The sequence below is a fragment of the Flavobacterium defluvii genome (assembly GCF_900129555.1).
GTDB classification, from domain to species: domain Bacteria; phylum Bacteroidota; class Bacteroidia; order Flavobacteriales; family Flavobacteriaceae; genus Flavobacterium; species Flavobacterium defluvii.
The window spans coordinates 126,770-143,723 of sequence record NZ_FQWC01000007.1; the positions used below are offsets into that span (position 1 = coordinate 126,770).

The 16,954-nt window shown below is 34.8% G+C and carries 12 protein-coding genes; 5 read left to right on the plus strand and 7 right to left on the minus strand.

Annotated features, from left to right (window positions below):
* The first annotated feature begins 99 nt into the window (after window positions 1-99).
* On the plus strand, window positions 100-1,056 hold the full coding sequence (locus BUC29_RS15565; RefSeq protein ID WP_073417096.1) for an aldo/keto reductase: 957 nt from the start codon (window positions 100-102) through the stop codon (window positions 1,054-1,056).
* A gap of 137 nt (window positions 1,057-1,193) precedes the next feature.
* On the opposite strand, the gene BUC29_RS15570 is transcribed toward BUC29_RS15565, so the two are convergent.
* The 7 genes from BUC29_RS15570 to BUC29_RS15600 all read right to left on the minus strand — a co-directional run bounded on the left by BUC29_RS15570 (window position 1,194) and on the right by BUC29_RS15600 (window position 9,528).
* A complete protein-coding gene (locus tag BUC29_RS15570; RefSeq protein WP_073417097.1) occupies window positions 1,194-2,480 on the minus strand; it encodes a glycoside hydrolase 5 family protein in 1,287 nt (428 codons plus the stop codon).
* Between the two features lie 123 nt (window positions 2,481-2,603).
* Window positions 2,604-3,830, minus strand: a complete 1,227-nt coding sequence (locus BUC29_RS15575) for a glycoside hydrolase family 26 protein (protein ID WP_084538662.1) — start codon at window positions 3,828-3,830, stop codon at window positions 2,604-2,606.
* A 3-nt stretch (window positions 3,831-3,833) separates the two neighbouring features.
* Window positions 3,834-4,379: a hypothetical protein gene (locus BUC29_RS15580; RefSeq protein ID WP_073417098.1), complete on the minus strand. Its 546-nt coding sequence runs from the start codon at window positions 4,377-4,379 to the stop codon at window positions 3,834-3,836.
* A gap of 46 nt (window positions 4,380-4,425) precedes the next feature.
* Complete coding sequence (locus tag BUC29_RS15585; protein ID WP_073417099.1) at window positions 4,426-5,616, minus strand: AGE family epimerase/isomerase; 1,191 nt, start codon at window positions 5,614-5,616, stop codon at window positions 4,426-4,428.
* A gap of 6 nt (window positions 5,617-5,622) precedes the next feature.
* A complete protein-coding gene (locus tag BUC29_RS15590) occupies window positions 5,623-6,813 on the minus strand; it encodes a glycoside hydrolase family 130 protein (protein WP_073417100.1) in 1,191 nt (396 codons plus the stop codon).
* 28 nt (window positions 6,814-6,841) lie between these two features.
* Entirely contained in the window at window positions 6,842-8,233 is a 1,392-nt protein-coding gene (locus BUC29_RS15595; protein WP_073417101.1) for an MFS transporter, read from the minus strand.
* A gap of 152 nt (window positions 8,234-8,385) precedes the next feature.
* Window positions 8,386-9,528, minus strand: coding sequence for a glycoside hydrolase family 26 protein (locus BUC29_RS15600; protein WP_073417102.1), 1,143 nt, complete (start codon window positions 9,526-9,528; stop codon window positions 8,386-8,388).
* 304 nt (window positions 9,529-9,832) lie between these two features.
* Between BUC29_RS15600 and BUC29_RS15605 the strand changes: the two genes are divergently transcribed.
* From BUC29_RS15605 to BUC29_RS15620, 4 genes are all read left to right on the plus strand, one after another.
* Window positions 9,833-10,711, plus strand: a complete 879-nt coding sequence (locus tag BUC29_RS15605; RefSeq protein WP_073417103.1) for a helix-turn-helix domain-containing protein — start codon at window positions 9,833-9,835, stop codon at window positions 10,709-10,711.
* Between the two features lie 309 nt (window positions 10,712-11,020).
* A complete protein-coding gene (locus BUC29_RS15610) occupies window positions 11,021-14,212 on the plus strand; it encodes a SusC/RagA family TonB-linked outer membrane protein (protein ID WP_073417104.1) in 3,192 nt (1,063 codons plus the stop codon).
* A 12-nt stretch (window positions 14,213-14,224) separates the two neighbouring features.
* Window positions 14,225-15,823 carry a RagB/SusD family nutrient uptake outer membrane protein gene (locus BUC29_RS15615; protein WP_073417105.1) on the plus strand — a complete coding sequence of 533 codons (1,599 nt, stop codon included), beginning with the start codon at window positions 14,225-14,227 and terminating at the stop codon, window positions 15,821-15,823.
* Window positions 15,824-15,840: 17 nt separating this feature from the next.
* On the plus strand, window positions 15,841-16,902 hold the full coding sequence (locus BUC29_RS15620) for a hypothetical protein (protein ID WP_073417106.1): 1,062 nt from the start codon (window positions 15,841-15,843) through the stop codon (window positions 16,900-16,902).
* Window positions 16,903-16,954 lie beyond the last annotated feature (52 nt).

A 16,954-nucleotide genomic window follows, 5' to 3' on the forward strand; every position in this document is an offset into this window, starting at 1 on the left:
GACTTTGCGAGATTAAAAAAACACAACTTTTGAATTAATAGCTTTTGATATTTTTCTACCTTTAAATTCTATTAAATCACCAACCTTTAAACTAAAACAATGAAATATAACAGATGTGGAAAAAGCGGGTTATTACTGCCTGAAATTTCTTTAGGATTATGGCATAACTTCGGTTCGGTAGATAATTTTGAAAATGCCGAATGTATTGCCGTAGAAGCTTTTGACAAAGGAATTACCCATTTTGATCTGGCAAACAATTATGGACCTGTTCCGGGTTCTGCCGAAGAGAATTTTGGTAAAATATTATGGCATAATTTTCAGGGAAACCTGCGTGATGAAATCGTGATTTCTACAAAAGCAGGTTATACCATGTGGAAAGGTCCTTATGGTGATTGGGGTTCGAGAAAATATCTTCTTTCAAGTTTAGATCAGAGTTTGAAAAGAATGAGTATTGATTATGTAGATATTTTTTATTCACATCGTCCAGATCCGGAAACGCCTATTGAAGAAACAATGATGGCTCTGGATCACGCTGTGAGAAGCGGAAAAGCTTTATATGTAGGGATCAGTAATTATTCAGCAGAGCAGACTCGCGTTGCGGTTGATGTTTTAAAACAATTAGGAACGCCGTGTTTGATTCATCAGGCAAAATATTCAATGTTAGAACGCTGGGTTGAAAACGGGTTATTGGATGTTTTAGAAGAAAAAGGAGTAGGCTGTATCGCATTTTCACCTTTGGCACAAGGACTTTTAACAGATAAATATTTAAATGGAATTCCTGAAAATTCAAGAGCGCATAATCCAAATGGACATTTAAAAGAAGATGAGGTGACACAGGAAAGAATTCAGAAATTGATCCAATTAAACGAAATTGCGCAAAATAGAAATCAGTCTCTGGCACAATTGGCTTTAGCCTGGCTTCAAAAAGATAAACGAATTACATCGGTTTTAATTGGTGCAAGTTCTGTAAAACAATTGTGTAATAATATTGATTGTCTGCAGAATACTGAATTTACATATGATGAATTGAATGCGATTGAGAAGATTTTATCTTAATCATGAATTCATATATTAACACCCGCATCGTAGAGACGCACCGCAGTGCGTCTACGTCCAGTTTACGTTGCGTATATTCGTTGCGCATAATACGCACAGCAGTGCGTCTCTACGGAAAATTGGAATGAATAATAATCTTATTTTTTTAATTGTAAATTATATTTTCTCACAATTTCCAAAGTAGATTTATCCGAAGAAAAAACAGAATTCAGACCTTGTGGTTCCTGCGGAGGATCTGTAGTTAAAGGATTGCCCGGATTCCATTTTCCATCTTGAGTTACCGCTTTTCCTTCCCCTCCAAATCCCCAGAAATTGGCAGCTTGCAGCGGACCATTATTTTTTACACTTTCTGCAACTCGTCCAAAAATATAATTGTAGAAAATATCTCGATTTACAACAGAAGATCCTGCAATTAGATTTTCATTTTCTCTAGGTAAACCAAATTCTTCAATAATAATTGGGCGTTTTAAATTGTCTGCTACTTTTATGTGATCGTCAATATATTTTCCGGCATTTTCTAAAGTTGTCGGAAGCGTTTTTTCGGCGTTATCTGCTTTAAACCAATTCCAGTTTTTTGGCCAAATATGCATTGTCAAATAATCGATATTTGGATTCTGATGCGTGCGTTCAAAAATTTCCATACTGTCATTTGAACTGTTTTTGCCTTCAGAACCCGTCGAGATTAAGTGGTTTTTGTCTAAGCTGTCAATTAAATCGACAATGGTATTTAGCCAAACTGTGAATTTTTTTTCGTTTTCCGGCGTAAAAGTTCGCGGTTCATTTCCAACCTGCCACGCCATAATGGTATTGTCTTCGGTGTATTTTTTTTTAGAATACGAATTTATTCTGCCAATAATAAACTTTACATGATTTTCAAGAGCTTTCATACAAGGTTCACAGCTGTGAAATTGCTCTGTATACGACATAAACTGCGGCCATGTATTGGGTGGAATTGCCGGAACCGGAATTGGCCCTTTTCCATTCCATTCTAAATATTGTGACATTCCGCCAGACCATTCCCAATTGTTGGTCAAATACAAAACAGCATACATTTTGCGTTTGCTCATTTCATTTATTAAAAAATCTAACCCGTCTAGTAAATCTTCATCGTATTTTCCCTGCTCATACTGTAATGCTGGACGAACGGTAAAATCATATTTTCCACCGTCAGCTCCAACTAAAATGCGAAGATTATCGATTCCGTTTTTCTTCATCAAATCTAGCTCGCGAAGCAGTCTTTTTCGGTCACCAACTTTTTTCGAAGCCAGTAAACTTCCGTACCAATAATTGGTTCCAATGTAAGCGTAAGGTTTGTCGCCTTTATAAAATTGGTTTCCTTTTACAGTAATTCTTTCCTGTGCCTGACAAGCGATTACAGAGAAAATTAAAGCAAGGCTGAGGTTTTTTAGAAATATGTTTTTCATATGATATTTTGTTAGAACTTAACGTAAAACTGGACTGAAGTCCAGCTCTACAATATTTGGCCGAGCCTTTGACTCTTTTTTCTGTGTCGCACAATCTGCTAAATTTGCGTGCCGTTAAAAATGCTATTTTGGCATTTCATACATTTTTGGCAGGGAATTTAATAATGTCGATTTTGTTTTGGTACTAAAGGTTTTAAAATCTGCTGCATTCGAAACCGAACCATTTGGAACATAATATCCGTCATTGTTATTGTTCCAGAACATGACATAACTTACCTGAATATCATTTGCTGTTAAAGCGTCGTATAAATAAGTTGAAAACCAGTCTGTAACTGGCGGAATTGAGCTTGTAACTCTGTAACCGGTTTCGGTTAAAGCTGCGATTTTTACTTTCGTTTTCGCAATATCAGAGATTATTTTCAGCTTAGCATTGGCTTTGCCAGAACCTGTAGAACCTTGATTGTTGAAATCTCCATAATTATCCATTCCCAGAATATCTACATATTTATCGCCCGGATATCGGCTTAAATAACTGGCTTCTGTTGTGTAGGAGTTGTCTGGAGAAAAAGCGTATAAAATGTTGTGAACGCCTTTTGTGTTTTTCAAATAATCAACCGTAAACTGATACGCTTGTTTGTATTCATCGGCAGTGCAGAAATTTGCGCCCCACCAAAACCAGCTTCCGTCGAATTCATGAAATGGCCTGAAAATTATCGGAATCAATTCTCCGTTTGAGCCTTTTAAATTTAAAACTATGCTGGCTACTTTATCCAGTTTCTTTTTGTACCATTCGTGATTTGCTCCCCCTGGTAAAATACTTTTAAAAGCCGTTGCTTTTTCTTGTGCAGACATATCTGCTGCATAGAAAGATTCATCTTTAAAAGGTTCTCTGATATGCCAGCTGAAAGTGTTGATTATGCCTTTCGCGTAAGCGGCTTTAACATCGCTTGTAATTTTTAGTTCCTGTTGATAAAACCAGTTATCGGTCTGATTGTTATTGTTTTTATCGGTAATAAACATAAAATCTGAACCCAAAACTGCGGGATCAAAACCTGTATTTTTTTTGATGTCAGAATCTCCTCCGGCATCCTGATAGAATCCATTAAAAGCGTCTTGCTGACCAATAGCAACTTTCGTTTGTGCCAGTCTTTTTAAATTATAAAATAAAGCAACAGTTTCTTTAGTTGCGCTTGCATCAACCATATAAGTTGAGGCATTTTGAGTCGTTAAGGGATCGTTCTGCGTTGGCGGATCAACAATAACTTCCTCTTCAGATTCTTTGTCTGAAGAACAGCTAAAAGTTAAGATTGATAAGCTTATCAGGGTTATTTTTAGAAATATCTTTTTCATGGTTTATTTTTCAGGATTTTGTTTTAAATACTCTTCTTCTGAAAGAGTGGTAACTTTTACATCATCAAAATAAATAGTGCCGTTTGTTTGTGCAAGAGCCAGCATGATTCTCACTTTTTTAGCTTCGGCGGGAACTTTTACGATTTTTTTGTAATTCATCCAATCGGTTGTGCCTTTTACTTGTGCAAAAGTTTCTGCTGTAATTTTTTTATCGCCAGATGACGTAAACTCTGCAATGGCTGCACCGGCTTTGTAGGCTTCTTTTTGTTCTTCGATGCTTTCAGATTTTATCCAAATACTGAATTCCAGTGCATAAATATTTTTCGGAATGTTTATAATTTGGTCAACAGCTTTCCATTCTGCACCCACAAACTGATTGATGGCAGCGCAGTTTTTCCCTGATTTTTTATCATAAGGAGTTATATAGGCAGTTTCGCCGCCGTTCCAGTTTACAAATTCGTATTCGAAACCGGGATTTTTGACAAGATTACCTTGTGCATTTGTAATTGTAGTTAGAAATAATAAACTAAAAAGAAAAAGTGTTTTCATGAGCAATATTTTTAATACAATTAATTGATTTATAATAAAAAAGAATTTAATCTTTTATTCTCTGAATGAGTTCCATGCACGCTCGGCTGTTATGATACGGACATTTCCAGAATCCGGCTTTGTCTTTTTCGATTAATGAATAATCACGGTAAACGCCCCAGAACCATTCTCCGTTTTTAAGATCGAGAATGTGTTTTAGTATAAATTCCCAGTTTTTAAAAACAATTTCAAGATACTCTTCATTTCCGGTTAATTGATAAGCGTTGTAAAAGCCAATTAAAGCTTCGGCCTGAACCCACCAATGTTTTTCGGCAATTAATTCGTTTTTTTCAGGATCAAATTCATACCATAAACCACCGTCAGAATCCAAACCTTCTTTGGTAACTTCGGCCATTTGAACGGCGTGTTTTTTATAATTTGAAATCAGATTTTCATCTTCTAAAACTTCAGCACATTGCAATAAAAGCCACGCTGCTTCAATATCGTGTCCGTATGAAATCACGTCCGGTTTTTCGATCCAGTTTTCATCAAAAAATAAACGAAGATGTCCGGTTTCAGTATTAATGAAATGTTTTTCTATTGTTTCTAATAATTCGATGCTGTTTTTTCGAAGCGTTTCATCTTTCCATACTTTATACAAATTCGCATAACCTTCAATAATATGCAAATGCGTGTTCATTGTCTTTTTTTCGTTGGCATCTTTATCGCTTAAACGCAAATCTTCAATGGGCTGCCAGTCTCGTGTAAAAGCTTCCAGATAACCTTTATTTACAGGATCGTAACTGTGTTCCTGAATTTTGAAATATAAATTTTTGGCAATTTCTAAAGCTTTTTCATCTTTTGAAATCGCATAATATTCGGTTAAACCATAAACAGCAAAAGCTAAAGCATAGATTTGATTTTTAGTATCTTTTGGTGTTTTATCAGCATTGATACTCCAAAATAAACCTCCAAATTCTGGATCATAAAAATATTTTGAAAGATATTCAAAAGCTCTTTCGGCAATTTGTTTATAATTCTCTTTTTTTGTGATTTGATAAGCCGATGAAAAACTCCAGAGAATTCTGGCGTTTAAAACAGAACCCTTTTCGGCATTGGCAATTACATGATCGTTAAAATCAATCTGGCCAATGAAACCTTCATTTTCGTTATCAATGGTGTGCTTTGTCCAATAATTAAAAATAGAATCAAGTTCAGTTTTTAATTCAGATTTAAGCTGCTTTAGTTTTACTGGCACGGTGTATTAAATTGCGTTATTTTTTTCAATTTGATTGATGATCGTTTCTACTGAACCTGCAGAAATAAAAGTATCTGCCGGAGTATTAATAACATAATCAACTAATTTTTCTACAGATGAAACGGCAACGTGCATTCTTGTATCTGATGATGCATAATATACGTAAACTGTTCCGTCAGTATCTTCAATCCATCCGTTTGAAAATAAAACATTGGATACATCGCCAACTCTTTCAATTCCTTGCGGTCCCATAAAATGTCCGGCAGGAACGTGTGTCACTTTCGAAATATCATTCAAATCGGTCATGAACATATATAGTGTGTAGCGTAATCCTGCTGCAGTATTACGAACGCCATGTGCCAAATGTAACCAGCCTTTTTCTGTTTTGATAGGAGCAGGGCCAAGTCCATTTTTCAATTCATAAATGGTATGATATTGTTTTCCGAAGATGATTTTTTCGTCTTTTACAACCGGATTTGTCATATCGTCAACATATCCTAAACCAATTCCGCCGCCGCTTCCAACATCAATAAATCCATCTTGCGGACGTGTGTATAAAGCGTATTTTCCGTTTACGAATTCCGGATGCAAAACTACATTTCGCTGTTGTCCGGTATTTGAAATTAAGTCCGGTAATCTTTCCCAATTTACTAAATCTTTCGAACGCACGATTCCTGCATTGGCTACAGCCGAACTTGTATCGCCTTTTGGAGCTTTTGGATCCTTTCTTTCGGTACAAAAAATGCCATAAACCCAGCCGTCTTCGTGGTTAATTAAACGCATATCGTAGACGTTTGTGTCTGGTTCTGTGGTTTGCGGAATTACGCACGGTTTGTCCCAAAATTTGAAATTATCAACTCCATTTGGACTTTCTGCAATAGCAAAAAATGATTTTCTGTCGATTCCTTCTACGCGAACTGCCAAAAGATATTTTCCATTCCATTTCATTGCTCCGGCATTAAAAGCAGCATTTACGCCAATTCGTTCCTGCAAAAACGGATTTGTTTTTTCGTTTAAATCGAAACGCCAGTTCAACGGAACGTGAGCTGCTGTAACAACAGGATTTTTGTAACGTTCGTAAATCCCGTTTCCGGCATTTTCTTCCGGTGTATTTTTTTGTTCGATTAGTGCTTTATGTTCTTTTTCTAATGCTGCTTTTCGGTTTTGAAAAGTAGTCGAAGAGGTTATTGTTGTCATATTTTTGATTTCGGTATCTGATTTGTATTTATTTCATTTGGTCTCTTTTTTCGTTTAAATCTTGTTCTATCGTCTGGAGTTTTTCTTCAGATAAAGGATAGAATAATATAAAAGCGACTGATATTGCTGCTGCGATTGCAGGAAGAATACTTAGCATTAATTGAATTCCGTTTTGAGTTACGGCTGTTTGTTCGACATTGGCCTGAAATCCGTAATAACCTAAAAGCCATCCGGTTCCGGCACCGCCTATTGTCCATCCAAATTTTTGTGACATTGAGGATGCTGAGAAAACTAATCCGGTTGCTCTTCGGTCTTGTTTCCATTCTGAGTAATCGGCGCTGTCAGCATACATTGACCAGATTAATGGGAAAATACAGCCTGCACAAATGCTGATTAAAACCTGAAAACTCATAATTAGGAAAACGTCTTCTTTTCCGAAGAAATAAAAGATTAAGCTTAAAATTGAGGCGATTGCCATTGCGCCAAAGAATGTTTTCTTTTTACCAATTTTATTGGCGATTGGCGTTGCGATAATTACGCCAATAATATTTGCTGCCTGACCCAAAACCAAATAAATTGAAGTTGGTGTCATATGGAAATCGGTTCCGAAAAGTGAAAAATCAAAATTTACATTGCTGCTTACATAATATTTGAAATAGTAAACTGCAGCTCCGTCTCTGATAGAATTAAAAACCAAAGTTCCGATTCCGGCTCCTAATAAAATCCACCAAGGTCTGTTTTTTAGGAGATCTTTTAAATCTTCTTTTAAGTTGGATTGTTCATTTTCGATAGGTTTTACTCTTTCTTTTGTAAAGAAAAAACAGGCCCAGAAAAATGCTGTTGTAATAATTCCGAAAACAATAATTGTTGCAAGCCAGCCAGTTTTAGAATTTAGGTTTCCTCCAAAATAATTGACAAACGGTTCAATTAACCAAAGCGCCAAAAGACTTCCGCCAAAAGCGAAAACCATTCTGTACGATGATAAAGTGTTTCTGTCTTTTCGGTCAGAAGACATTACGCCCAAAAGAGATGCGTAAGGAACATTGATTAACGAATATATCATCATCATTAAGGAATAGGTTACGTAGGCGTAAATTATTTTTCCTTTTTCGTCAAAATCCGGTGTGTAAAAAGTTAAAACTCCAATTACGGCAAAAGGAATCGCAACCCATAAAAGATAAGGTCTGAATTTTCCCCATTTAGTTTTTGTTCTGTCGGCAATGATTCCTACGATTGGATCAAAGCAGGAATCCCATATTCTGGTAATCAGAAACATGGTTCCTACTACGGCAGGCGCCAACCCGAAAACGTCGGTATAGAAAAACAAAAGATACATACTAAATATTTTCCAGAACATTGATGACGCAGCGTCGCCAAGTCCGTAGCCGATTTTTTCTTTTAAACTAATTTTGTCGTGCATTAGGTTTTTGTGGTTTTATTTGGTTAATTATTTTAATGTTTCTGTATATTTTTTTGACGCGGATAAAACGGATTTACTTCGTAAAGACGCGGATAAAAACAGATTTTTGGTTGTGAATTCTTTAGCGCACAGATAACGCGGATTTTTGATTTTTAATTCTCAATTTTTAATTTTTTAATGTCTTTTTCGAACAATGTGTTTTTCATATTATAATATTCGATAAAATCTTTTTCGCTTGTCTGACCTTTAAATGGCGCATAATAATGCATTTTTTGTTCTTTTTCCTGCCAGCCGTGATTTCGCCATAATAAAACATACGATATTTTATAATCGCCAATCGCTTTTGAGAAAGTTCCTGTCCACCATTTTGGGTCTGGAATTGCTTCGTATCCTGCTTCGGCGACGGCAATTAATTTGTGTTTTTCCTGTCCAATTTCATTCAGAATTTTTAACTGATTTTGAACTTCTGCAATAAACTTTGTTCCTTCTTTATCATTATTATTTTGATAGGAATCAAAACTTAAAATATCAGCAAAATCATCTCCGGGATAATTGGTCAGAAAATCTTCTTTTGAGCTGAAACTTCCTGTGTTATAAACATAAATTAAATTATGCACGCCTTTTTTCTGTAGATATTCAAAGGTAAATTTCCATGCAGTTTTAAATTCTTCTGGTGTGCAGTTTCCTTTTCCCCACCAAAACCAGCCTCCGGAAAGTTCATGATAAGGTCTGAATAAAATCGGAATATTTTTTCCTTTTTTATCTTTTAAAGAAAGAAAGAAACTTGCCGCTTTGTCTAACCAAGAAGTAAATTTTTGATGATTTTCTCCGCCTGGTAAAATGGTTTTTAAAGAATTTGGTTTGTTGTCCCAGGCACTTCCTCCGGTTGCCGGATTATCAAAATGCCAGCTTATTGTTGAAATTCCGCCTCTTTCGTTGGCATCAATAATATATTGTTTCATTTTTGAGAACGGAACGCCGTCTATATTATTAACGTTGCCTTTTTCTAAACCTGCAATATCCCAGCCGTAAACTGCGGGATAATCGCCAACAACATCTTTAATGTCGCTTCTGCCTTTTTCGTATTTCCAGTTTACGCCATAAGCAAGATCATCCTGATGTCCGAAAAGATATCCTTTTTGAGTAAGCTGGTTTAGTTTTTTGTATAGTAAAACGGTTTCAGATGTTGCTTTTTTATCTGAAAGTGACAAATTCGTATTACTATTATGATGCTGTGCAGAACAGGAAGATCCTAATAATGCGGTAACTAAAAGCTTAAAAAAATATTTTTTCATTTTGAGAATATTGTTTTTCAGTGCATTCTTGATTTTTGATTAGAAAATATCAACTTGCTGCTGAAGCTTATTTTGTCTATTTGTAATTCGGTATTGTTTTCCTGCTAAAATTATTAAAACTATAAAAAGACCGAGTATTAAAAACGATTAATGTTTATTATTAATACCGATTCTGCAAAGTTGATAATTCTATTTTTCAAAGATAAATTTATGTTTATAGCGCAATTAATATTATTTTATCAATTATATATCATATTATTGCAGGAAAAAATCAATTGATATCACCTAATAACAGTTTTAAGAGATGAGTACTGCTAAAAATTTTTATAGAGAAATCGCTCCGCTTTCAGCCGGAGATAGTTTTTTAGTCTTTGACAGAGTTAAAGATAGTTTTGATTTTCCGGTTCATTATCATCCTGAATTTGAGATCAATTTTATTTTGAATGGAAAAGGTGTAAGACGTGTTGTAGGTGATAATATTGAAGAAATTGATAATGTAGAATTGGTTTTAATCGGACCAAATTTATATCACGGCTGGGAACTAAATAAATGTACAAACAAAAAAATCCACGAAATTACGATCCAGTTTCATAATGATTTGTTTCATGAATCTTTACTGGCAAGACGAATTATGAATCCGATTCGTGATATGTTTAACCGATCGATTCACGGAATTTTATTTTCTAAAAAAGTGGCCGAAGAATTAACACCAAGACTCGTAAGGCTTTCTAAATTAGATGGTATGGACTATTTCCTGGAAATTACTTCCTTATTATATGATCTTGCTAATTCCAGAAATCAACGTTTGCTTTCTACTTATACGGTTGACTACGATAAATTTGATGATTACGACAAAATGAAATTGGTGTATGAATATGTACAAAAACATTTTGCGGATAAAATTACTTTAGAAGACGTGGCTAATGTGGCGAGCATGTCGATAATTTCTTTTAATCGTTTTATTAAAAAACGCACCGGAAAAACTTTTGTCAATTATATTAATGATATTCGAATAGGATATGCGGCCAGATGGCTGGTTGAAAAAGACATGAGTGTTTCTGAAGTAGCGTTTAAATCCGGCTTTAATAATATTGCGAACTTCAATCGTAGCTTTAAGGCTATTAAAAATTGCACTCCTAGTCAATATCGTGAGGATTTTTCTGGATTAAAACGTATTTTGTAGTGATACTTTTTTTGCACAAATAAATATTATTTTTAACGAAAACGTTTGATTTTTGCAATTTTGTTAACTTTTCTTTATTATTTGTGGTTGTTAAAGACTGATTGATTGCGAATAATTTAATTTTTTACTAGTTTTATTTTGATATGTGTTTTTTTAAGCAGATATAGTAAAAATATTATCATTAAATGATGTAATACTATCGATTTGATAATTTCTTCTGTTATAGATTTGTTAAATAATTTCGAAGTAAAAGTTACCCTTTATTGCTTAATTATAAGAAGACAAATTTAAAATAACCAAACACTTATTATGAAAAAACTACTGACCAATTTTATTCATTGGAATGCTAACCACAAAGCAATTCCCTTGATATTATTTTTGTTACTGAGTAATTTTGCTCTTGCTCAGGTAAAAGTTTCGGGAACGGTATCTGATGAAAAAGGATTATCGATTCCTGGTGCAAATGTCTCCATCGCAGGTTCAAAAACAACCACTTCAACTGATTTTGATGGAAAATATTCTATCGATGTTCCTGTAAACGGAACACTTGTATATTCATTTATCGGATTTAATACGCAAAAGATTGCTGTTGATGGAAGAAAAACTATCAACGTAATTTTAAAATCAAGTGCCGAAGACTTAAAAGATGTTGTTGTAATTGGTTACGGTACGCAAAAGAGAAAAGATGTTAATAGTGCTATTTCAAGCATTAGCTCAAAAGATATTGAAAACCTGAAAGTTGCTTCATTTGACCAAATGATGCAGGGTAAAGCGGCTGGGGTTGTTGTAAATAGTAACTCCGGAGAACCTGGAAGTAACGTTTCGGTAAAAATTAGAGGGGTTTCTTCTTTAACAGGAACAAACGAACCTTTGTATGTAATTGATGGAGTTCCAATTTCGGGAGATGCGAGAAACTCGTCTACTTCTGGAAGAAATGCTCAGGGGAATTCTAACTTTTCAAATAATGGAAATATTACGCAAAGCCCGTTAGCACTTATTAATCCAAGTGATATTGAGTCTATAGATATTTTAAAAGATGCTTCTGCAACTGCGATTTATGGTTCGCGTGGTGCAAACGGGGTTGTAATTGTTACTACAAAATCGGGTAAAAAAGGAACGGGAAAATTATCTTTCGAAAATTCTTATTCTGTGAGTAATCTTCCTAAAAGACTTCATTCTATGAATCTACAGGAATATGCCATTCACCAAAATGCTTTGGCAGATGTTTACGATCCTACAGCTCGTCGTCCTGAATTTGCTCACCCTGAATTATTAGGAAAAGGAACAGACTGGCAGGATGCGATTTACCAAACAGGATTTATGTCTTCTAATCAATTGTCTTTCTCAGGAGGCAAAGAAGGAATTAATTACTATATCTCCGGAGGAGTTTTAAAACAAGACGGTATCGTAATTGAATCTGGATTTAAGAGATATAATTTTAGAACAAATATTGATGCTAAAGTAAACAGCTTTATTAGAGTAGGAGTAAACATCAGCGGTGCCATTACGGATGAAAAATTAACTTTAAACGGTCAGTTTAACGGAGTTGTTGCTACTTCATTATTAGCGACTCCGGATGTGGCTGTTAGAGAATTATCTGGTGCTTTTGCAGGACCTCCAACTGGTGGAAACACTTCATTTGTAAATCCGGTTGCAGTTTCTTTATTAGGTTCTAATACTTTAGTTAGAAAAAACTATTCTGGGAACTTCTATACTCAGGTAGATTTATTAAAAGGTTTAGATTACCGTTTTGAAGCGGGTGGATATATCTATGATAATTTAGGTCAGCGTTTTGATCCGATGTATTCTTTAGGAAATGCGGTAAAAAGCTATGCAAACTTGTATTACAATCCATCAACTGGAAATTCCTGGAACTTAAAAAACATGCTTACTTATAAAAATACTATTGGTAAACACAATTTTACAGTTTTGGCTGTACAAGAGTCAAACAGAGCTCATTGGGAAGGATATTCTATAACAGGTTACGGTTATAAGGATAATAATGACAAATCGCTTTCTGCTTCAGATTTATCTAAGGCAGTTACAAGCGGAGTTTATTCAGGAACACAAACTTTGTCTTCTTATTTAGGAAGGGTTGTTTACGATTATGCTGACAGATATAGTCTGACAGGTGCCGTTAGAACGGACGGATCTTCAAAATTCTTCGTTGGAAATAAATGGGGTGTTTTTAGTTCTGTAAGCGGTTCATGGAAACTTTCGAATGAATCTTTCATGGAAAGCACTAAAAAATATGTAGACAATATTAAAATTAGAGCCGGGTGGGGACAAACTGGTAACAACCAAATCGGAAATAATTTATACGATTCTAATCTGCATATTGTAAACAGCACAATGGGAACTTCTTACCTTCCATCAAATACGCCAAATAAAGATTTGAAATGGGAAACTCAGGAGCAGACAAACTTAGGTTTGGATTTTACAATGTTTGATTCTAAACTTACTGCAACGGTTGATGTTTACAAAAAAGTATCTAAAAACTTCTTATACCAAGTACCCCTTCCAAATTACCTTTCTGGTGGTGGAGATTATGAGGGTGGTGTGAATCCTCCATATTTTAACCTTGGAAGTATGCAGAATAAAGGTATTGAGATTACTTTGGGCTACACAGAAAAATTCTCAGATAACTTTACATGGAATTCTAACTTAAACTTTACTAAATATGTAAATAAAGTGACAGATATGGCTGGTTTAAATATTGTGAAAACAATGAACACACTGGCTTATAACACAGTAACAGTTTCAAGAACTCAGGAAGGACTTCCAATTGGTTCATTCATTGGTTACGAAGCCGTAGGGATTTACAGAACAGATCAGGATTTATTGACTTATGGACATACAGCCGGAGGAACTCAGGTGCCTTTAAAAGACGGAACAAACTCTCTGAAACCAGAATTTCAAAAAGGAGATGTTATCTATAAAGATCAAAATAATGATGGTGTTATTGACTTAAATGACTTAGTTCCTATCGGAAATCCAAATCCAAAATTCACTTACGGATTCACTAATAATTTCAAATACAAAAATGTCGATTTGTCAATTTTCCTTCAGGGAACTGCCGGAAATAAGTTAATGAACTTGACTCGTTTGTCTGGAACGATGAACAGTTATATGGGAACAAATTATTTAACTGAAGCTGCGGATTTCTATTCTGCAACCAATACAGATGCTTCTCTGCCAAGACCTTCAACTTATGACAATATTAATAATGCAATTTCAACACGCCATATAGAGGACGGCTCTTATTTAAGAATTCAAAACGTAACATTAGGATATTCTCTTCCTTCTGATATAATTTCTAAAATTAAACTGTCAAGATTGAGACTTTATGCTTCAGGACAAAATTTATTCACTTTTACAAAATACAAAGGATATGATCCAGAAGTAGGTTCATATAACCAGGATGCTTTACTTTCTGGTGTTGACAATGGCCGTTATCCGGTACCAAGACAAATAACTTTTGGTTTTAATGTTGAATTTTAATACGAAATTAATATGAAAAATATATTTAAAAGAAGCAGTGCAGTTGCTTTGACATTTTTAATGCTGATGTCATCATCTTGTTCGCAGGATTTTATCGATGTACCGGCAGAAGGAACTCCTACGATTGGTAATTATTACGATTCAGATGAAAAGCTTGATAATGCATCAAACGGATTGTACGGAATTGTATGGTTTAATATGAATAAATCGGCATTTTATGGAATCACAGATGTTATTTCAGGAAATATGTACGCAAGTCAATATAATGATTTTGGAAAATTTACAGATTTGAGTTTTACCAATTCACAGGCATTTATTTCAGATGCATGGAGATCATGTTTTGGAGCAATTGCAAACTCAAATGCATATATAAACAATTTGCCTCAAAGTGTTGGGCCGGCAGTTAGTAACGAGGCATTAAACAATGCATTGGGAGAGGCTCATTTTATCAGAGCGTTTTCTTATTTCTTCTTAGTAAGACTTTGGGGAAATGTGCCAATTATCGAAAACAATGCTGATTATTCTAAAAATTATGTTATCCCGAGTAATCCGGTTGCAGACGTTTATACTTTTATAGAAAACGACTTAAAATTTGCAATCGCTAATTTAAGATCAAAAAACAGAGGTTCAAATTATGCTGCAAATGCACACGTGTCAAGCGGATCTGCAAAAGCATTTTTAGCAAAAGTGTATTTATATCAAAAGAAATATGAATTGGCAAGAGCAATGGCTCAGGAAGTTATCAATAGTGGAGAATTTAAGTTATTAGGAGGAGACGAACTTCCAACAAAATCTTTTGCAGATTTATGGCTTCAAAAAAATAATAACAACGAAGAGTCTATCTTTTCATGGCAATGGACAGGAGCAGGAACTTATTTTGAAGGAAACTTTTCAAACACATTATTCGCTCCGGAAAACAGATTGGTTGAAACAACGTATTCTGGACAAATTGCGCCATCTCAGGATTTAATTCATAATGTTTTTGAAAATGGAGATAAAAGAAGAATTGAAACTTTTATGCTTCCGGGTGATTATTATCCAAACATCACGTATGCGCAGACGCTTGCTGTTGATTCTCCAAAACTTTTAGGATATACATTTGAATTAGCAAATGAAGCCCAAAATTCTGGAGCAGGATTAAAAAAATATGTAATCGGAAAAGAAAATTTGCCAATAACAGGACCATTCAATGCGCCATTTAATGGAGAAAGCAGTATGAACAGCTACATGATGCGTTATGCTGAATTATTATTAATTCATGCCGAAGCAATTTTAGGATCTCAAACAGGAAGTACTACAGATGCAAATGCATTAAAATCATACAATGCAGTTCGTAAAAGAGCAGGTTTAGCGCCAAAAACTGCTATTACTTTTGATGATATTTTTAGAGAAAGACGTGCAGAGTTGGCTTGTGAAGGAGATTATTATTTTGATTTAGGACGTCTTCCGTTCAGTCAGGCCAAAGCCATTTTAGAAGCACAAAACAGAGGAGATAAACAAAACGAAAAACACATTACCATTTCGGCATCCAATCTTTTACTGCCTTATCCTGCAGATGATTTAATTAAAAATCCAAAATTAACAGAAGTAGCACCGTATACTTTTAAATAATTTTAAAAATATAAATTATGAAAAATATAAAAATTGTTTCGTTAGCGGCATGCATGGCATGGATGTTATCCTTAATGCTTTTTACTTCATGCTCAAATGATGATAATAATGGTTCCGAAGCTTACAGCGGTCCGCCGGTTATTGAATCAGTTTCTCCATCGGGATATAATGAAGATGGAAGCATGAAACCCTTAACTCCGGTTACAGTTGGAGACCCGAAGAATTATTATGTAATTCACGGAAAAGGATTGCTTTCAACTACGAAAATCTATTTTAATGATTATGATACGTATTTCAGACCCACTTTTGTAACTGATACAGATATTATTGTATTAATTGATGAAAACACACCATATGCAAACGCATCAAATAAATTAAAAGTAGTTACCAAAAGCGGTACAGCTCTTTTTGACTTTACAGTTGCACCGCCGGTTCCAACTTTCTCAGGGTTTAATTTTATTAATTGTGCAGAAGGCGATCAGGTAACTATTAAAGGTAAGTATTTCTTAAATCCGGTTGTAACACTTGCAAAAACAGCAACATTACCAGAAGTTCCGGTAACCGTAGTTTCTTCAACATTAGAAGAAATAGTGATCAAAGTTCCTGCAAATGCAGATAAAAGATATCTTGCCGTAACGAATATTTCTGGAACAGCGGTTTCTAAAGAAGCGATTGGAACTGCATTGTATGACGATAAATTGTACGGCATGCAATGGGGAGGACCTTGGGCGGGAAAAGGTGTTGATTTTGAATATGATGGAGATTCTTATCAGGGTGAAAAATCATGGAAATGGGAATTCGGACAATGGGACGGTGGAAACTGGGGCTTCAATGTTGATATGACACCTTATAAAGCAATCAGAATGGCCGTTAAAGGATCTAAAAACGGTCAGGTTAATTTTAGTGTAAACGGAGGACCAAATTATGTAATTCCGGTTACAACTGCGTGGGTTTACATGGAAATTCCTTTAAATAAATTAGGAGATCCAACAAGCGTAACAATGTTAACATTCCAGGAATCAAATAATGATGGTGGAAATACTGTATTGTTTGACGACATCGGATTTGTATTAAAATAAAAAAAATATCAAGTTGAGTTAGTTTGAGATATTCCCTAATTGAAAAGTTAGG